General features: G+C 45.9%; 22 protein-coding genes, 2 tRNA genes and 1 pseudogene. 21 read left to right on the top strand and 4 right to left on the bottom strand.

Features of this window, described 5'->3' with window-relative positions; genetic code table 11:
• Positions 1-64: 64 nt before the first annotated feature.
• From hbs to NE473_RS26500, 12 genes are all read left to right on the top strand, one after another.
• Positions 65-340, top strand: coding sequence for a non-specific DNA-binding protein Hbs (gene hbs, locus NE473_RS26555; RefSeq protein ID WP_002605179.1), 276 nt, complete (start codon positions 65-67; stop codon positions 338-340).
• A gap of 3 nt (positions 341-343) precedes the next feature.
• Positions 344-583: an RNA-binding S4 domain-containing protein gene (locus NE473_RS26550; RefSeq protein ID WP_002605178.1), complete on the top strand. Its 240-nt coding sequence runs from the start codon at positions 344-346 to the stop codon at positions 581-583.
• A 60-nt stretch (positions 584-643) separates the two neighbouring features.
• A complete protein-coding gene (yabP, locus tag NE473_RS26545) occupies positions 644-928 on the top strand; it encodes a sporulation protein YabP (RefSeq protein ID WP_002605177.1) in 285 nt (94 codons plus the stop codon).
• Positions 929-946: 18 nt separating this feature from the next.
• Positions 947-1,309 (top strand): spore cortex biosynthesis protein YabQ, encoded by a 363-nt coding sequence (gene yabQ / locus NE473_RS26540; RefSeq protein ID WP_006771426.1) that lies wholly within the window; start codon positions 947-949, stop codon positions 1,307-1,309.
• Positions 1,310-1,329: 20 nt separating this feature from the next.
• Positions 1,330-1,653: a septum formation initiator gene (locus NE473_RS26535; protein ID WP_039890642.1), complete on the top strand. Its 324-nt coding sequence runs from the start codon at positions 1,330-1,332 to the stop codon at positions 1,651-1,653.
• A gap of 116 nt (positions 1,654-1,769) precedes the next feature.
• Entirely contained in the window at positions 1,770-3,182 is a 1,413-nt protein-coding gene (locus NE473_RS26530; protein ID WP_039890659.1) for a SpoIIE family protein phosphatase, read from the top strand.
• Between the two features lie 227 nt (positions 3,183-3,409).
• The gene (gene tilS / locus NE473_RS26525; protein WP_055651855.1) at positions 3,410-4,798 is read left to right on the top strand and encodes a tRNA lysidine(34) synthetase TilS; all 1,389 of its coding nucleotides are present in this window, start codon (positions 3,410-3,412) and stop codon (positions 4,796-4,798) included.
• Positions 4,791-5,318 (top strand): hypoxanthine phosphoribosyltransferase, encoded by a 528-nt coding sequence (gene hpt / locus NE473_RS26520; RefSeq protein ID WP_039890643.1) that lies wholly within the window; start codon positions 4,791-4,793, stop codon positions 5,316-5,318. Before tilS ends, hpt begins: the two co-directional genes overlap by 8 nt.
• Positions 5,319-5,330: 12 nt before the next feature.
• A complete protein-coding gene (gene ftsH / locus NE473_RS26515) occupies positions 5,331-7,151 on the top strand; it encodes an ATP-dependent zinc metalloprotease FtsH (RefSeq protein WP_006771431.1) in 1,821 nt (606 codons plus the stop codon).
• Between the two features lie 437 nt (positions 7,152-7,588).
• Positions 7,589-9,655: a glycoside hydrolase family 13 protein gene (locus NE473_RS26510; RefSeq protein WP_055651857.1), complete on the top strand. Its 2,067-nt coding sequence runs from the start codon at positions 7,589-7,591 to the stop codon at positions 9,653-9,655.
• Positions 9,656-9,807: 152 nt separating this feature from the next.
• A tRNA-Tyr gene (locus NE473_RS26505) sits at positions 9,808-9,889 on the top strand.
• A gap of 3 nt (positions 9,890-9,892) precedes the next feature.
• Positions 9,893-9,978: transfer RNA gene (locus tag NE473_RS26500), tRNA-Leu, on the top strand.
• Between the two features lie 526 nt (positions 9,979-10,504).
• On the opposite strand, the pseudogene NE473_RS33240 reads toward NE473_RS26500, so the two are convergent.
• The 3 genes and pseudogenes from NE473_RS33240 to NE473_RS26490 all read right to left on the bottom strand — a co-directional run.
• Positions 10,505-11,485: pseudogene (locus tag NE473_RS33240) on the bottom strand (recombinase family protein); the annotation flags it as partial.
• A 149-nt stretch (positions 11,486-11,634) separates the two neighbouring features.
• Positions 11,635-12,093, bottom strand: a complete 459-nt coding sequence (locus NE473_RS26495; RefSeq protein WP_055651859.1) for an NINE protein — start codon at positions 12,091-12,093, stop codon at positions 11,635-11,637.
• 443 nt (positions 12,094-12,536) lie between these two features.
• Complete coding sequence (locus NE473_RS26490; protein ID WP_055651860.1) at positions 12,537-12,938, bottom strand: helix-turn-helix domain-containing protein; 402 nt, start codon at positions 12,936-12,938, stop codon at positions 12,537-12,539.
• A gap of 149 nt (positions 12,939-13,087) precedes the next feature.
• Between NE473_RS26490 and NE473_RS26485 the strand changes: the two genes are divergently transcribed.
• Together NE473_RS26485 and NE473_RS26480 are read left to right on the top strand one after the other, a co-directional pair.
• Complete coding sequence (locus NE473_RS26485; RefSeq protein WP_155521622.1) at positions 13,088-13,249, top strand: hypothetical protein; 162 nt, start codon at positions 13,088-13,090, stop codon at positions 13,247-13,249.
• A 558-nt stretch (positions 13,250-13,807) separates the two neighbouring features.
• Positions 13,808-14,056, top strand: coding sequence for a hypothetical protein (locus tag NE473_RS26480; RefSeq protein ID WP_055651862.1), 249 nt, complete (start codon positions 13,808-13,810; stop codon positions 14,054-14,056).
• On the opposite strand, the gene NE473_RS26475 is transcribed toward NE473_RS26480, so the two are convergent.
• Positions 14,031-14,375, bottom strand: coding sequence for a hypothetical protein (locus NE473_RS26475; RefSeq protein ID WP_055651863.1), 345 nt, complete (start codon positions 14,373-14,375; stop codon positions 14,031-14,033). The two genes, NE473_RS26480 and NE473_RS26475, sit on opposite strands and share 26 nt — an antisense overlap.
• 107 nt (positions 14,376-14,482) lie before the next feature.
• Here NE473_RS26475 and NE473_RS26470 point away from each other — a divergent pair, with 107 nt between their 5' ends.
• The 7 genes from NE473_RS26470 to NE473_RS26440 form a co-directional block, all read left to right on the top strand.
• The gene (locus NE473_RS26470; protein ID WP_155521623.1) at positions 14,483-14,638 is read left to right on the top strand and encodes a hypothetical protein; all 156 of its coding nucleotides are present in this window, start codon (positions 14,483-14,485) and stop codon (positions 14,636-14,638) included.
• The gene (locus NE473_RS26465) at positions 14,638-14,793 is read left to right on the top strand and encodes a hypothetical protein (protein ID WP_155521624.1); all 156 of its coding nucleotides are present in this window, start codon (positions 14,638-14,640) and stop codon (positions 14,791-14,793) included. The genes NE473_RS26470 and NE473_RS26465 overlap by 1 nt, the downstream gene beginning before the upstream one ends.
• A 12-nt stretch (positions 14,794-14,805) precedes the next feature.
• Positions 14,806-15,363, top strand: a complete 558-nt coding sequence (locus tag NE473_RS26460; RefSeq protein ID WP_055651864.1) for a hypothetical protein — start codon at positions 14,806-14,808, stop codon at positions 15,361-15,363.
• A 112-nt stretch (positions 15,364-15,475) separates the two neighbouring features.
• On the top strand, positions 15,476-15,676 hold the full coding sequence (locus tag NE473_RS26455) for a hypothetical protein (protein ID WP_055651865.1): 201 nt from the start codon (positions 15,476-15,478) through the stop codon (positions 15,674-15,676).
• The gene (locus NE473_RS26450; RefSeq protein ID WP_172682295.1) at positions 15,660-15,830 is read left to right on the top strand and encodes a hypothetical protein; all 171 of its coding nucleotides are present in this window, start codon (positions 15,660-15,662) and stop codon (positions 15,828-15,830) included. Before NE473_RS26455 ends, NE473_RS26450 begins: the two co-directional genes overlap by 17 nt.
• Positions 15,818-16,714: a DUF1351 domain-containing protein gene (locus NE473_RS26445; RefSeq protein ID WP_070102843.1), complete on the top strand. Its 897-nt coding sequence runs from the start codon at positions 15,818-15,820 to the stop codon at positions 16,712-16,714. Before NE473_RS26450 ends, NE473_RS26445 begins: the two co-directional genes overlap by 13 nt.
• Positions 16,714-16,845, top strand: a 132-nt coding sequence (locus NE473_RS26440) for an ERF family protein (RefSeq protein ID WP_349769252.1), incomplete at its 3' end; no start/stop codon positions are given. The genes NE473_RS26445 and NE473_RS26440, both read left to right, overlap by 1 nt.

Genomic DNA, 16,845 nt, shown 5'->3' with positions numbered 1-16,845 from the left:
GATATAGTATCGTATTAACGAGAAAAATCGTAGTTAAATACTACATTCTAGGAGGAAGATATCAATGAACAAAACAGAATTAATCGCAGCAGTAGCAGAGAAGGCAGAACTGTCCAAGAAGGATGCAGAGAAGGCAGTTAAGGCTTTCACAGATGTAGTATCTGAAGAATTAGTTAACGGCGGAAAAATCCAGTTAGTTGGTTTTGGTACATTTGAAGTTTCTGAAAGAGCAGCAAGAGAAGGAAGAAATCCGAAGAGCGGCGAAGTGATGAACATCCCGGCCTCCAAGACACCGAAGTTCAAAGCTGGCAAGGCATTAAAGGATATGGTGAACGCATAATTCATGAGACTTGACAAATTCCTAAAGGTTTCCCGGCTCATCAAGAGAAGAACCGTGGCCAACGAAGCCTGCGATGCGGGCCGCGTGGTCGTGAATGATAAACCGGCGAAGGCCTCCTTAAATGTTAAGGAAGGCGATATCATCGAAATTCATTTCGGGACAAGCTCCGTGAAGGTGGAAGTCCTGGATGTGGCGGAGACTGTAAAAAAGGATGAAGCGAAAGAGCTTTATCGCTATATTTAACAGGAATAAAGAGGCGCGCCTCCTAATATACTTTAGACAGGTATATTAGGAGGTTTTTTAATGGAAGAGAAGATGAATATCCGCCCGCATAAGCTTACACTGGAAAACAGAGGGGCCGGAACCGTTACGGGAATCCGGGAGGTCGTGTCGTTCGATGAGAATCAGGTGGTGCTTGATACAGATCTGGGGCTTCTTACTGTCAAGGGGAAGGACTTGCATGTCAGCAGGCTGACCCTGGAAAAAGGAGAGGTGGATTTAGACGGTACCATCGACAGTTTAAACTATTCCTCCAACGAGGCGTTAAGAAAGTCAGGGGAATCCCTGTTTACCAGATTATTCAAATAATGAGCCTAAAGGAGTCCTATGAGCGTCCATATTCTATATGAGGTGAGACTTCTGCTCTACAGCTTTGCCACGGGCGCAGGGCTTATGATGACGTACGATTTTTTAAGAATCCTCCGCATCTTCATTCCTCACCTTCCCGTCATTATGGGCGTGGAGGACATGGTATACTGGGTGTATGCGAGTCTGGTGACCTTCTCCCTGCTGTATGAACAGAATGACGGAGGCTTAAGAGGATACGTCATCGCAGGTGTCTTTACCGGAATGTTTTTGTACGACCGGCTGATCAGCAGGTTTTTTCTAAAGTTCTTGAAAAATACGTGGAAATATCTTAGAATGAAGCTAGACAAGTGTTTCCGCCGCAGAAGAAAACGGCAACGATAGAATAGCTGGTGATGAAAAGAATGAGTAGTTTTGGAAAATCTAGGAGAAGACGAAAAGATAAATGGGGCAACCGTATGGCTCTGATTGGTATCACTTTCGTGGTATTCAGCCTGGCTGTTATCGTGACGGTCAAGGGCGCCTCCTTAAAGGACAAGGAACTGGAATACCAGATACGTGAGGAGAATTTAACCGCTCAGAGGGACAAGGAACTGGAACGCTCGAAGGAGCTGGAAGAGTACCGGATCTATGTCCAGACGAAGCAGTACATAGAAGAGGTGGCGAAGCAGAAGCTGGGACTGGTGAACCCTGACGAGATTCTGCTGAAACCGAAAAAAAAAGAATGAATTCTGTCGTAATATTTTTGGGACAGGGTGTTAAGATTTGACAAATATTTCCCTCCAACCTGTATATAATGTGCGTTAGGAACAGTATGCATAAAAACAGGCAGGAGGGAATTTTTGTGTTCAGACGTAAGGCGGAGCATCACGATATGGCTGATGTGAATGTATATACAGCGAAGAGATTAAATGACATGGCAGGCTCTCTCGGGGAACTGGCCAGAGCATGTACAGATGAATTGTCCGCCGGACAGGGACTTACGAAGGAAGATGGGATTGCGGCGATGCAGACAGCCGCAGCCATGGTATGCGCAGGCTGCAACAAGTGCAATATCTATTCCAGCCAGGAACAGGAAAACAACTACTATCTGTATTATCTGATTCGCTCGTTTGAGCAAAAGGGAAATCTGGATTACGGGGACATGCCCCGCATGTTTCTTGAGACCTGCAAACGCCGGGAGGAGTATGTCGACCAGCTGAACCGCAGTCTCGGAAAAGCAACGATGAATTTAGCCTGGAAGAACCGTTTTCTGGAAAGCCGGGATGCGGTGATCATACAGTTTAAGGAGCTTGCCGTCATCCTGGAGGAATTTTCCCACCAGATGGAAAAGGCGGTGGACATTACCCCGGAGAAAGCTGACGCCGTAGAGAAAGTATTCAGGCGCCGCCACATCGTAATCGAGAAAATGCTGATTCTGGAGTATGAAAATCACCAGAAAGAAGCCTTTCTCACCATGCGGACCGGAAACGGACGCTGCGTGACCGCGAAAGAGGCGGCGGAGCTTCTGGAGGAAGCCATGGACGAAAATGAATGGTGTGTCGCCCACGACGGCCGAAACTTAATCACGAAGCAGCCGGCCACCATCCGCTTTGTGGAAAAGGGCCGTTACCGTATGGTCTACGGCGCGGCCCGGGCCATAAAGACAGGAGAATCCGTATCAGGAGACAACTACAGCTTCAGCCAGATTATGCCGGGCCAGGTCATTATGAGTCTTTCCGACGGTATGGGAAGCGGTGAAATCGCAGAAGAGGAGAGCCGTCAGGTCATAGAATTGACAGAGAGACTTCTGGAAACCGGTTTTTCTGCGCGGGCCGCCTTAAAACTGGTCAATACGGTTCTTCTGCTGACCGGCAATGTCCAGCATCCGGCAACCCTTGACCTGGCCTGCATTGACTTACATACCGGAATTCTGGAAGCCATGAAGCTGGGAGCCGCGGCCACCTATATACTGACACCTACCGGAGTGGAGCTCCTGGAGGCCGGAGAGGTGCCCATGGGCATCTTAAATCCGGTAGAACCGATTCTTCTATCCAAAAAACTGTGGGATGACAACCGGATCATCATGGTCAGCGATGGCGTCCTCGATGCTCTTCCCGGGGAGGACAAGGAGCTGTCGCTTCTGGAATTCATAGCCGGAATGCCTGTAAAAAATCCTCAGGACATGGCTGACCGGATTCTTCTCTTTGCCCGTTCCTTCCATGAATTTGTAGGCGATGATATGACCGTACTGACAGCCGGTATCTGGGACCGGTGACAGCAGACCCGTCCTGTAAAGCGCTGGCAGGAGCCGAAGCTGTGCGGACAGGTATCAGATTAAGAATTCAGAAGGCGCAGAGGCTGTGCCTTCTGAATTCTTTATTCCGGTACCTGCCGCATTCTTTTTAAATTTCAGGAAGACATTTCGAGTCGGACTTTCACGATTATCCTCTTTATGGTATATTTATAACTATACCGGGAAAAATTTACAAAGGCGGTGTATCCATGCACAGAAAAATACTGGAGAGTATCAGGGAATTCATAGGGGAGAACCATATGCTGGTCCCCGGCGACCGCGTCATCATCGGTCTGTCCGGAGGAGCGGATTCCGTGAGCCTTCTGATGATTCTTCATGAACTGAAGAACGAACTGAACATAGAGCTTTTCGCGGTCCATGTCCACCACGGATTAAGAGGAGAAGAGGCGGACCGTGACAGCGCATACGCACAGGAACTGTCAGAGAATCTGGGAGTGCCTTTTGTTTGTGTGCACGCAAATGTGGCGGAATACGCCCGTGTAAATGGAATGTCAGAGGAGGAAGCAGGAAGGCACCTGCGTTACCGGATCCTGGAGGAACAGCGCCTTGCGCATCATGCGTCGAAGATCGCCGTAGCTCACCACGCGGATGATCAGGCAGAGACGGTGCTCTATAATCTGTTTCGCGGAAGCGGCTTAAAGGGGATTGGCGGGATGAAGCCGGTGCGGGATACCATAATCCGCCCTTTGCTTTCCGTCACAAGAAAAGAGATTCTTGCATATCTGGAAGAAAAAGAGATATCATATTGTGAGGACTCTACAAACAGCGGGACCGATTACATCAGAAACCGTCTGCGCCATGAGATTATTCCGGCGGTCAGGAAACGGATTAATGAAGGGGCGGTCTCCAATATTCTGCAGGCAGCGAAGACGGCAGCGGCAGCGGATGCTTATTTTGAGGAGGCAGCAAAGCAGATTCTGGAGAAGCACGGTATTCGGGAGAAAACGGCTGAGGGCGGCATTTGTTCCGTGGGAATTGCTGCAGAAATCCTGAAACAGGAAGATTCCATTGTCAGGCAGTACGTCATCCGGCAGATGATTGGAGAGACGTATCAGTCATTGAAGGATATTACGTCTGTGCACGTGGAGGCGGCTGAGAAGCTTCTGTTTAAGCCTGTGGGACGGCGGATTCAGCTGCCGGATGGAGGCTGTGCCTTACGGACGTATGGAGAACTGCAGATTAAAAAAGAGGGAAAAACGATTTTTTCTCAAAACGGCGGCAAAGAAACTGGAATAACGCCCGTTATAACGACATTTCCTTACAAAAAAGGGCAGGAAATTCCCAAAAACGGGTATACGAAATGGTTTGATTATGATAAAATCAATAGTACGCTCTCTGTGAGGTATCGGGAAACCGGAGACTATATCACACTCGCCGGCGGCGGCAGAAAGACAGTCAAATCGTTCATGATCGATGAAAAGATTCCGAAGGAAGAACGCGATAAGATTCTGCTGGCGGCCGACGGATCACACATTCTCTGGATCATCGGATACCGGATCAGCGAATATTATAAAATTACAGACGATACTCATACGGTACTGCAAATACAAATAGGCGGAGGAAAAAATGATGAATGATAAGATACGTGTATTGTTATCAGAAGAAGAAGTAGCAAAGAGAATCAGGGAAATCGGCGATGAAATCAGCAGAGATTACGAAGGCAGACCCCTTCATCTGATCTGCATCTTAAAGGGAGGCGTATTCTTCACCTGCGAGCTGTCCAAGAGGATCAGCCTGCCCCTGACTCTGGATTTCATGTCTGTATCCAGCTATGGCGCAGGCACTGTATCCAGCGGAATTGTTAAGATCGTAAAGGATTTGGATGAACCGATTGAAGGAAAGGACGTATTGATCGTAGAAGACATCATCGATTCCGGCAATACGCTTTCTTATCTGATTGAGGTCCTGAAGCAGAGAAACCCGAAAAGCATTGAACTGTGCACGCTGCTCGATAAACCGGAACGCCGTGTGAAGAAACAGGTTACGGTGAAATACACCTGCTTTACCGTACCGGATCAGTTCATCGTGGGATACGGTCTTGATTATGACCAGAAATACAGGAATTTGCCGTATATCGGAGTAATAGAACAGCAATAAGGAGGCAGCCCGTTGAAACAACAGCAACCATTTAGAGGGTTAGGTCTCGTTCTGATTCTTGTGATCATGCTGATCGTAGCAAGCATGTTTCCAAGGCAGAATGAGAAGATCAGTAACCAGGAATATATGAAGGCCATCGAGGATGGCAGCGTAGTCGCAGCCACTGTTAAGCAGAACCAGCAGACGCCTACCGGTCAGGTCGTGCTGATTATCAGTGACGGATCAACAGAACAGGCAAAAGTCGTGAATGTTCCGGATGTGATTGCAGCACAGGAGCTGCTGGACAGGAATGGAATCGTCTATACAACGGAGAATGTCCCTCAGGAGAATTATTTCCTGACCATCGTTCTTCCGATTATCCTGACTGCCGTGGTTCTCGTCGGTATGTTCATGCTGATGAACGCCAGGGCGGGAGCGGGCAGCGCCAACGCGAAGATGATGAACTTCGGACGCAGCCGGGCCCATATGGCCAAGGATACCAATAAGGTTAATTTTGGAAAGGTAGCCGGTCTGGAAGAAGAGAAGGAAGAACTGGCCGAGGTGGTGGACTTCTTAAAGAATCCGCAGAAATACACCAGTGTCGGAGCGCGTATCCCCAAGGGGATTCTGCTTGTGGGCCCTCCGGGAACCGGTAAGACACTGCTTGCAAAGGCGGTGGCAGGGGAAGCGGGTGTTCCGTTTTTCTCTATTTCAGGTTCTGATTTCGTAGAGATGTTCGTCGGTGTCGGCGCATCGAGAGTCCGTGATTTATTTGAAGAAGGCAAGAAACACGCGCCCTGTATCATTTTTATCGATGAGATCGACGCTGTGGCCCGCCGGAGAGGTACCGGTATGGGCGGCGGCCACGATGAGAGGGAGCAGACCTTAAACCAGCTTCTGGTAGAGATGGATGGATTTGGAGTCAATGAAGGCATTATCGTTATGGCGGCTACCAACCGCGTGGATATCTTAGATCCTGCGATCCTGCGTCCGGGCCGTTTTGACCGGAAGGTGGGAGTAGGCACGCCTGATGTTAAGGGAAGAGAAGAGATTTTGATGGTCCATTCCAAGGAAAAACCACTGGGAGAGGATGTGGACTTAAAACGTGTGGCTCAGACTACGGCAGGATTTACAGGGGCCGATCTGGAGAATCTGATGAATGAGGCGGCCATCAATGCGGCCCGCGACAACAAGAAGTTTATCAGCCAGGCCGACATCAACAAGGCATTTGTCAAGGTTGGGATCGGCGCGGAAAAGAAGAGCAAGGTCATCTCCGAGAAGGAGAAAAAGATCACTGCCTATCACGAGGCTGGCCATGCAATCCTGTTCCATTTACTTCCGGATGAAGGACCGGTACACACCATTTCCATTATCCCTACGGGTATCGGAGCGGCGGGGTATACCATGCCTCTGCCGGAGAGCGACCGGATGTTTAACACGAAGGGAAAGATGCTGCAGGATATCATGGTGGACTTAGGCGGCAGAATCGCGGAAGAACTGGTCTTCGGCGATATCACTACCGGGGCTTCCCAGGATATTAAGCAGGCGACGGCGACCGCCCGTTCCATGGTGACACAGTACGGTATGTCAGACCGTGTAGGCATGATTAACTATGATAACGATGGAGACGAGGTTTTCATCGGCCGCGATCTGGCCCATACCAAGAGCTACGGTAATGAGGTGGCCAATGCGATTGACAGCGAAGTGAAGCGCATCATCGACGACTGCTACACCAAGGCAAAGGATATTATTATGAAGCATGAAGAGGTACTCCATGCGTGCTCCAGGCTTTTAATTGAGAAAGAGAAGATCGGCCAGCAGGAGTTTGAGAGCCTGTTTCCTGTGGAGATCTAAAGGTTAAGAGATGGATCCTGTTTAACAGAATTTTGCAGATGCCCGGTAAAATGCCTAAGATTGGCGCTTGGTATCTGCATTTTTTTGTCTGTAAAACGGGGAGAAATCAAAAATGACTAAAAAACAGGAATGAAAAAAATGATGTTTGTGCACACTTATTTCTGAAAGCATGCTATATTAATAATCGTAAACCCCCCCCAATACATTATATAGTTTTTGCTACACCCCATAAGAAACGAAATACCTTCTCCGAAAAACGGTCAGCTCCCCCGCTGACCGTTTTTTATGCCCATAGCCGGGAATACTGAAAAGGTTGGAAGAAAACATGGGAACGGGCATGAAAAAATGAAGAAACTAAGAGCCTGCGGGGTTGTATATTCAGGCCTGATCAGATAAAATAGATACAGGAGTAAATTGAGAAAGGGAAGGATAAATATATGTGCTTCCAGGCAGAGGCGTTAAACAGAGAGGCGTTATTTACCGACGAGACAGAAAATTTCCGATTTCCCACAGAACCCGAGGCCGGAGACGACGTATACTTACGATTTCGAACAGCCAGGAATAATGTGGATTATGTGTGTTATATAGAGGATGGCAGCAGCCTGAAAGAGGCCGTTATGGAGAAGACGGACTCCGATGGCCAGTTTGATTACTATGAATATAAAATTACAGTTGGCAGTGATAAACTCAGCTATAGCTTTAAAGTGGTAAAAGGAAGTGAGGTCTGTTACTACAACCGGCTGGGTGCGACGATGGATAATCAGGAGAGCTTCCATTTCCGGATTGCTCCCGGGTTCAGCACTCCGGACTGGGCCAAGGGCGCCGTCATGTATCAGATCTATGTGGACCGGTTCTGCAACGGTGATCCGGCCAACGACGTTGTGGATAATGAGTATTTTTATATTGACCAGAATGTGGAACACGTATCGGATTGGAGCAGGTATCCCAGTCAGATGGACGTGGGCTGTTTTTATGGCGGAGATTTGCAGGGAGTATGGGATAAGCTGGATTATATCCAGAATCTGGGTGTGGATGTCATCTATTTTAACCCGATTTTCGTGTCGCCATCGAACCACAAGTATGACTGTCAGGATTACGACCATATCGATCCGCACTACGGAGTTATAGTAAAGGACGGCGGAGAACCCTTAAAGAGCGGAGCCACCGATAATCGTCAGGCAACCAAGTATATGGTGAGAAGCACGGCGAAGGAGAATTTAGAGGCCAGTGACGCGTTTTTTGCGCGGTTTGTAGAGGAGGTTCACCGCCGCGGGATGAAGATTATCCTGGATGGCGTGTTTAACCACTGCGGATCCTTTAACAAATGGCTGGACGGGGAGCTTCTTTATCAGATGTCCGGCGACTATGAAGCCGGGGCGTATGTGTCGGAGGATAGTCCGTACCACACGTTTTTTAAATTTTACAAAGATGATGCATGGCCCTGCAATGATTCCTATGACGGCTGGTGGGGCCATTCCACACTGCCGAAGCTGAACTATGAGGAATCTCCGAAGCTGTATGAATATATCATGAATATCGCCCGTAAGTGGGTGTCTCCGCCGTACAATGTGGACGGCTGGAGGCTTGATGTAGCTGCTGATTTAGGGCACAGCAGCGAATACAACCACAAGTTCTGGCGGGATTTCCGAAGTGCGGTAAAGGAGGCCAATCCCAAGGCGATCGTGCTGGCCGAGCATTATGGAGATCCTTCCAGCTGGCTTGCAGGGGACCAGTGGGATACCGTGATGAACTATGATGCATTTATGGAGCCTGTGACCTGGTTCCTGACAGGGATGGAGAAACACAGCGATGAGAGCAATCCCAGTCTTTACGGGGATGGAGAAAGCTTTTTTCGCTCCATGAATTACCATATGAGCCGTATGATGACAAATTCAGTGATGGTGGCCATGAACGAACTGTCAAATCATGACCACTCCCGATTTTTGACGAGGACGAACCGGACAGTGGGACGGATCAGTACGAAGGGTGCGAAGGCAGCTTCCGAGGGCGTCAACTACGGCGTATTCCGTGAGGCGGTGTTGATACAGATGACCTGGCCGGGAGCGCCTACCATCTACTATGGCGATGAGGCCGGAGTCTGCGGCTGGACGGATCCGGATAACCGGAGAACGTATCCGTGGGGCAATGAGAATCTGGAACTGATTGAATTTCATAAATATATGACGGGACTTCACCACCGGATTGCAGCGCTGAGACGCGGTTCCTTAAAACAGCTGCTGGCCGGAAGGCAGCTGATCGCGTACGGCCGTTTCTGCGGAGACAGTGTCTGTGCCGTGATAGTCAATAACCGGGCTGCAGAGCGTGATGTACAGCTTCCTGTATGGCAGCTGGGCCTGGCGGATGGCGATACGCTGGTACGCCATATGCTGACGTACGAGACGGGATACAACGTAGGGAAAATTAGCTATGAGGTGGCAGACGGCCAGGTGTCTGTTTTTATGCCCGCCAACAGTGCCATACTCCTTGCAACGGACCGGGTGTAGGATGAAACTGGTCCGGCAGAGATTAAAGCGCCGGGCCGGGCGAAATGACGGGCTGGGAGAAAATGCACGAAAAAATGTGGGATAGCGGATGAAAACTACTTGATTTTTCACGTTCTCTGTGATAAAATAATCACTGCTTGTCAAAGCAATCTGGATGGTTTCCCGAGTGGCCAAAGGGGACAGACTGTAAATCTGCTGCAAATTGCTTCGGTGGTTCGAATCCACCACCATCCATATGCCGGCGTGGCGGAACTGGCAGACGCACAGGACTTAAAATCCTGCGGGCCTAATCGCCCGTACCGGTTCGATTCCGGTCGCCGGCACTTGAGTAGGATCAGACGAACACGTTTGATCCTCTTTTTTTGCTCTTAACGCATCATCAAGCTGAGCTCTGATTTCCGCACGATGTCCGCTCTCATCATCACAGAAGTTATACACAATGATAGCATAGTCATTGTGAAGATAAATTGAGTTGACAAAGGTATTAATCAGCCGTATCTTAAACTCTGTGCTGTCAACGTCCTGATCTCTAAATTTATTGAGCCAGTACTCTACCATCTCCTCTGTGAGTTTCGGGCGTTTGATTTCTGCCTTGGCGATACAGATTTTGAGTTCTTCCTTACGCTCTTCTAAGGCCATCATACGCTCTTTCGTTGTCTCAGTGATAATTCCCATCTCTACAGCATTAACAAGGTTATTTAAGCCTTTCTGTACGTCTGAGAGCTGCTTTCTGAGTGACTGCATCTGTAATTCCTGTGCATCCGAGTTCTGAATTTCGACAACCTTTTTAGCCAGATAATCAATGGTATCTGGCTGAAGCACGTTATCAATAGTCTGAGAGATAATAAAATTCTCCAGATCAGTTTTACGGACTGTAGATTTTTCACATTTTACTCCCTTGTTTTTCCTGGAAGAGCACTTATAGTAATAGTGGCTTGCTCCATTCCGGCTTGTCCCAGATTCCCCGATGATCGGCCGCTTGCAATATTCGCAAAAAATCTTTCCAGTGAGAAGGAACTCCTCCGGAGCAGTGCATCGGCTCCTGGATCGGTTGCGGGAATTCATTTCAAGTATCATTTGGACTTTCCCCCACAACTCCATATTTATAATGGGGTGTATCACATCATTAACAACAATATCGCCGTAACGGTATATGCCTATATATTTTTCATTCCGCAGAATAAAGTATATGGTATTATTTTTAAAGGGATCTCCCTTGGCATTAACTACACCACGGGTATTAAGGTCGGTAGCTATGGCCTTTGCTGTCTCTCCGGCAGCATACCGCTCAAAAATCTCAACAACGATAGGAGATGTTACTGGATCTACAACATATTTCTTATTAATTATCTTATATCCAAGCATCAGATTACCTCCCAGTGCGTGTCCTTTAAGCATGGACTCTCTCAGCCCACGTCTAACCTTTTGCGACAATTCCGCAGAGTAATATTCAGCCATGCCTTCCAGCAGTGATTCTAGTATAATCCCCTCAGGGCCATTCGGAATATGCTCTTTCGCATAGAGCAGCTTCACGCCATGTTTTTTCATTTTGACTTTGTTCATGGCGATCTCCTCGCGGTTCCTGCCAAAGCGATCCACTTTCCATACAATCACAGCCGAAAACTGATGGCGCTCGCAGTCCTTAATAAGTCGGTTGAACTCGGTGCGGTTTTCAAAGTCTGTACCTGATATATGGCGGTCTATGTAAGTATCTATGATGGTGATATCGTTCTTTTTGGCATAGTCACGGCAGTCTCTTAACTGCCCTTCGATGGATTGTTCATTCTGGCCGGGTCCGGCGCTGTAGCGTGCGTATATTACTGCGTTCACTGTATCATTTCCTCCTTTAAATGTTGTGTATTTCTTTACAGACAAGTCGCGAAATGATACAATAGAAGTGCACTTTTATATCGTATCGGCGCCTTGCCGGTATATTACTTTTTGCCCTCTGTGTTACCAGCACAGGGGGCTTTATGTAATCAGTTATTTTTAATATATTTCAACTCCATAATCAAAAAGATAAGTGCAATAACTGTAAATACCGCTGTTAATATAAATAAATAATAAGATATGTAACATAACAAAGTGCTATATACCGAAAATGTTATCATTAAGAGCATATTAAAAAGAGGTTCCTTATCCTTGTTCAAATTATCTGGAGATATTTTTTTTCCATCTGCATCTTCCACAAAGTTTTGACAAATGCAAAAGAAGTCTACACCTAACATCAAAAAATCAGCACCAAATGCAATACCAGCCCATGTCAGATTAATTGGAACGAGGCATAGTCCTACAACTAACATTGCAGCCATGGCAAGGCCTGTCCATACTTTTTCCATGTAAAACCGATGCATGCCTATTATGCCTCCAATTAGGCAGAGAACTCCTGTTTTAAAATGACTTTTTTTACTCACATCATAAGCACTATAATATGACATTATATTTCCCTCCTAAATAATTTATCAATAGAACAAATGTTCTTTTTTGGGGTTGATTTTTAGCCCTAATAGTTATATAATTTTTATAGAATAAAAGGAACAAACGTTCGATTGCGTTATCCCACAATGTATCATGCTTCCTTTCCCGAGCGTTTGATACATGGCGCTTTGAATATTTGCGATTTATTTGCAACTAATTGGAAAATAATGGCAATTGCCAGATTTTTCCATATATTATTTTGCATAAAATGCACAAATTTAATGACTATATGCTATAATATATGTATAGTACATACATACGGCATATGTTCTCGGAAAGGGAGGTACATATTTATGATTCTTATGGACTATAAAAAAATGTTACATGAATTAGTAGATACACTTGATAATATTTCTGCTAGACGCATATACCAGTTAGCAATGGGGGTATTGGGGAGGAAATTCTAATCCTCCCTAGATTCATTGCTTCCCCTGGCTTCTTTTAAGCAGCCTTCGAACTGATTAAAAATATAATCCCATTTATCATCAGGCACACTATAAACCATTTCGACTAAAGCGGATAACACCGCTTTTTTTTGTGCTGTTCCATTTCCCATTAAATACCCAAAATGATTATATGTAATGTCCATAGAATCCAACTTATTAAACATCTCGCCGTCTCCGGTTCGTAACCATTCCTCGTTAACATTAAACTCTCTACACATGGAAACGATTATTGCATCTATAGGCGTATTGCGTCCTGTTTCATAATTGGCAAACGAGTTTCTCTTTATTCCTATTCTATCAGCAAATTCTTGTTGGGTTAATTCTAACGCTTTTCTTAATTGTTTTATTCTGTCTTTCATTTTCACACCACCTCTCTTATGTCTTTTATTATAATACAAAAATGTGCTAACGTCAACAAAAAGTGCTAACAACAACAAAAAAAGTATTGACAAGAGTGTTAACAAGACTTATAATAGTGCTAACAACAACAAGAAAGGGGTGAAGCTATATGAAAGATCATAGAGGAGTACTAGAAACTAAGGAGCAAAAACGTCTTGAGCAGTTACGTTATATTGCTGAACATTGGGACGAACTCCCAGAAACATTGCAGTGCCGTTTCGATGGACAGGTTCAAACCGCAAGAGATTTTCTTATGCAAAAAACAAACTGATCGGCGCACGTTGATAATCGAGGAGGTGAGAATAGAGATGAAGCACAGAATAGTTGTAGTACCTGAAAGACCACTATCTAAAGAGCAACGACGAAACTTCAAAAAAGAAAACCCGGGATATAAACTTGACTTTATGTCCAGGTACCCCAGCTTTCCATTATTTGTTTCAGTAATTTCGTTATTGCTTGTAATATGTAAGCCAATTCTGAACGATATGCTCCTGAAGTTTATCCATAGTTAGCCTCCACATTTGTACTTGTCCCTGCATGGCCTGTACTTAGATTATAGGAGATATGACAAAAAAATACAATAAACGGATTGGATAGAATTACCACAACTGTTTATACGGAGGTATTTATATGCAACAACATAGACAGTAAAGGGATAATGGTATACATGAAATTTCTTATTATGCAGACAACGAGATATGCATGAAAGAGATACGTATATGTGTATTTGCTAGTGATTGGCACTTACTAAAAGATCAATCCTGCTATCGTGAATTAGTGAGTTTATACGAAGCCTACACACTACATAAAAGAAAAGGAGGTGAAGACGATGTTTGTAAACTGTGACGATGTCGATTCTGGAAAGACCACAATCGCTGAAAAAAGAACTGAATGCGGTCTTTCCCGAATAGAAAATACGGATATTCCTGTTACCACAAAAATAGTTGATAGCAAAATGGATCAGGGTCCGAAAAAAAACGAGAAGATTACGAGTAGAAAATTAGAGTGTAGTCGCCCATTAACTGATGAAGAGAAAAATGATATCAAAGAGATTATAGATTATTTAGATAGTTTATAATTTCTTCAATATCTTTATCTGGCTTCATTGAATCAGTGACGATATCAAACAATTCTGCAAGTTGTTCACAAGTGTACGCATTATCTGTTTTTTCAGAATTTAGTGGCATTATTGATATAAAGTATTCTGCTTCAGCATTATCATCAAAAATTGGATTAGTATTAAAACATTTTGAGATAATCACTCTTTTGTTCGGCGTTTCAAAAGAAAAACTGTTGCAGTCAACGCATGGGTGTGGTGCATATAACGATTCAGCCCAATTGATTTTCTTATCCAAAGTAGTCCAGATAAGTGAAGAAACCAATTTATCTATTTCCATACAAATATCCCCTCTCTTTTGTACTCGGCGCTGCAACGCCTGTACTTAGATTATAGGAGATCTGTAACCAAATGGCAATATATGGGGAATGAAAGGATGCGATAACAATGATTAAAGTGAATATAGAACAGATACCGGAAAGCACTACAAATCCAATGGCAAGATCACTCGGTGAGATTATCAAGATATATTTTGAAAATCCGGATAATATGAGGGAGTTCGAAGAGTGGAAGAAAAGCCGTGGAAAACAGGAGGCAGGATAATGGATATGAAAAACTACTTTGCAGGATTTAGCGCCAGATATTGGAATCGTATGTTTCACGAGGCGTACGAGGGCCGTAGGAGTTACCGGACGGCGGCGCAGGTCGAGGCTGTGGTGATTGTGGCACTGATGGCAATTATTATTTTAACAAAATAAAGGAGAAAAAAGATGAAGAAAGAGACTATTAACAGAGTACTGGAATGGGCGAAGGCAACAAAGGAAATCATGCAGGCCGATGACGCGAAGGACTTTTCGGATCTGCGGAAGAGGGACAAGCAGACTATTTTTAAGACACTGCTCGAGGCCGATGACGACTATGATACGGACGGAGACACCGACGGAGCATACCTTTTCTTTGATGTTGAAGACGCTAGGATAACATTTTTTGCTCATTCTGAATCAAGCTTTCCGTCAGACATGATTAGATGCCTCGACTATATGGACGTACTCACAAACGATGGTGGTACGGGGCTGGACGAGTTGATCGGATATTTGGAGAGTCTCCTCGATACCGAGCTTATCAATCTGACACCACACGCAATTACCATATTAGACAAGGACGACAATGTCATATTGACAATTCCTTCTTCCGGTATCGCCAGAGCGGAACAGACACGGGAGCGGATCGGAGACATCGGCGGTATCCCGGTATCTAAGACAGGGTACGCAAGGTGGTCAATCTTCCGAATCCAAAAGCGGGAATTGCCTACATTGTATCTGTACTGACTGCACAGGCCGCGCCGGATCGCAAGGACTTATACATAGTTGATGAGATGGTGAGGGATGAGGGCGGTAATATTATTGGGTGCCGTGCACTGGCACAGATTTGAGGTGTGGGATGAGCAAGAGAAAGAACGGTACATACAGAGCCGCTGCGGCGGCCGGGCTTAACCCGTACGGCTGGGGAAACGGAAAAGCAAGGAAAAAGCCGCGTGAGGTGCGAACTCACAGCGGCAAATACGAAAAAACTTTACAGGCCCATGATACCATACGGGCCACAGAAAATCAAGAGGGTGAGAAAAATGAGATATCGGTGTGACCAGTGTGGTTGCTATCTCGACCCCGTAGAAGGCCGAAGGTGTGACGAGTGCCAGCGGAAAGCAGAGCAGCGGCACAGGATCACGGAACGGATACGGCTGAACGGGAACCAGTACGAAATGAAGATGGAGGATATGCTATTATGCAGGGATTAAAATTTGAGGTCGCACAGACCAATGGAATTATAAAAGTTAATTTTGAAGAACTGGAAAAGGGCTTGCGGGAGAAGCTTTCCGAGTATGAAGGCGCTGTGTTTACCGAGGAATCGAGAACCACGGCGAAGGGTGAGCTTGCGAACCTCCGGAAGCTGAGAAAAGAGATCGAAGACAGCCGGAAGCAGGTTAAGGCAGAGTGGATGAAGCCATATGAAGCCTTTAAGGTACGGGTTGATGGGCTGCTTGAAATCGTAGACAAGCCGGTCAATCTCATCGACAGCCAGCTTAAGGAAATGGAAGCTGTCAGGGTGGCAAAGAGAAAGACAGATATCCAGGCGTTATATGACAGCGTGATCGGGGAGATGCTGGAATACCTTCCCCTGGAAAAGATTTATGATCCAAAATGGGAAAATGCATCTGTCAAATTACCAGCGGTTAAAAAGGCTATGATCGAGGTGATCGGCAAGTCATACGAAGAGGTTACAACCATTAAAAATATGGATTCCGAAGTGGTTCCGAAGGCGCTTGAAATGTACAAGCGTGACCTGAGTCTTGCGAACGCTGTTAGATATATCAACAATTACGAATCCCAGCGTCTCGAAATCCTCCGCAGAGAGGAAGAGAAAAAACGTGATCTTGAAATCGAGAGAATCCGCCGTGAGGAACGTGAGCGGGTAGCTCAGGAACAGCAGATCAGAGAAGAGACGCGCCGGGAGACGGTAGATGAGTTGAAATCTGTTGATGAATCACTTGCCGGAGTCTGGCCGGTTGCACCGGAAGCAAAAAAAGTTATATATACGGTTCTCGGTACTGAATCGGAACTGGAAGAACTGGAAACTGCGCTCAACAGTCTGGGACTGTATTTTGAGAGGAAAGATGTGTAATGGGCGATAGCCGTGTAATGAATGTGTATGAGAAGTTGCTGAAAGTACAGCAGGAACTCAAAGTACCGAAAAGCCAGTATAATCTCTTTGGGAAATATTATTATCGTAACTGCGAGGACATACAGGAGGCC

It is taken from the genome of Hungatella sp. SL.1.14 (assembly GCF_024460495.1).
Classification (GTDB): domain Bacteria; phylum Bacillota; class Clostridia; order Lachnospirales; family Lachnospiraceae; genus Hungatella; species Hungatella hathewayi.
This window is presented reverse-complemented; position numbering and strand designations above follow the sequence as displayed.

Excerpts from the sequence above, each read along its gene's own strand:
- hbs (WP_002605179.1), top strand. The coding sequence starts at position 65 with ATGAACAAAACAGAATTAATCGCAGCAGTAGCAGAGAAGGCAGAACTG.
- NE473_RS26550 (WP_002605178.1), top strand. The coding sequence starts at position 344 with ATGAGACTTGACAAATTCCTAAAGGTTTCCCGGCTCATCAAGAGAAGA.
- yabP (WP_002605177.1), top strand. The coding sequence starts at position 644 with ATGGAAGAGAAGATGAATATCCGCCCGCATAAGCTTACACTGGAAAAC.
- yabQ (WP_006771426.1), top strand. The coding sequence starts at position 947 with ATGAGCGTCCATATTCTATATGAGGTGAGACTTCTGCTCTACAGCTTT.
- NE473_RS26535 (WP_039890642.1), top strand. The coding sequence starts at position 1,330 with ATGAGTAGTTTTGGAAAATCTAGGAGAAGACGAAAAGATAAATGGGGC.
- tilS (WP_055651855.1), top strand. The coding sequence starts at position 3,410 with ATGCACAGAAAAATACTGGAGAGTATCAGGGAATTCATAGGGGAGAAC.
- hpt (WP_039890643.1), top strand. The coding sequence starts at position 4,791 with ATGAATGATAAGATACGTGTATTGTTATCAGAAGAAGAAGTAGCAAAG.
- NE473_RS26510 (WP_055651857.1), top strand. The coding sequence starts at position 7,589 with ATGTGCTTCCAGGCAGAGGCGTTAAACAGAGAGGCGTTATTTACCGAC.
- NE473_RS26495 (WP_055651859.1), bottom strand. The coding sequence starts at position 12,093 with ATGTCATATTATAGTGCTTATGATGTGAGTAAAAAAAGTCATTTTAAA.
- NE473_RS26490 (WP_055651860.1), bottom strand. The coding sequence starts at position 12,938 with ATGAAAGACAGAATAAAACAATTAAGAAAAGCGTTAGAATTAACCCAA.
- NE473_RS26485 (WP_155521622.1), top strand. The coding sequence starts at position 13,088 with ATGAAAGATCATAGAGGAGTACTAGAAACTAAGGAGCAAAAACGTCTT.
- NE473_RS26480 (WP_055651862.1), top strand. The coding sequence starts at position 13,808 with ATGTTTGTAAACTGTGACGATGTCGATTCTGGAAAGACCACAATCGCT.
- NE473_RS26475 (WP_055651863.1), bottom strand. The coding sequence starts at position 14,375 with ATGGAAATAGATAAATTGGTTTCTTCACTTATCTGGACTACTTTGGAT.
- NE473_RS26470 (WP_155521623.1), top strand. The coding sequence starts at position 14,483 with ATGATTAAAGTGAATATAGAACAGATACCGGAAAGCACTACAAATCCA.
- NE473_RS26465 (WP_155521624.1), top strand. The coding sequence starts at position 14,638 with ATGGATATGAAAAACTACTTTGCAGGATTTAGCGCCAGATATTGGAAT.
- NE473_RS26460 (WP_055651864.1), top strand. The coding sequence starts at position 14,806 with ATGAAGAAAGAGACTATTAACAGAGTACTGGAATGGGCGAAGGCAACA.
- NE473_RS26455 (WP_055651865.1), top strand. The coding sequence starts at position 15,476 with ATGAGCAAGAGAAAGAACGGTACATACAGAGCCGCTGCGGCGGCCGGG.
- NE473_RS26450 (WP_172682295.1), top strand. The coding sequence starts at position 15,660 with ATGAGATATCGGTGTGACCAGTGTGGTTGCTATCTCGACCCCGTAGAA.
- NE473_RS26445 (WP_070102843.1), top strand. The coding sequence starts at position 15,818 with ATGCAGGGATTAAAATTTGAGGTCGCACAGACCAATGGAATTATAAAA.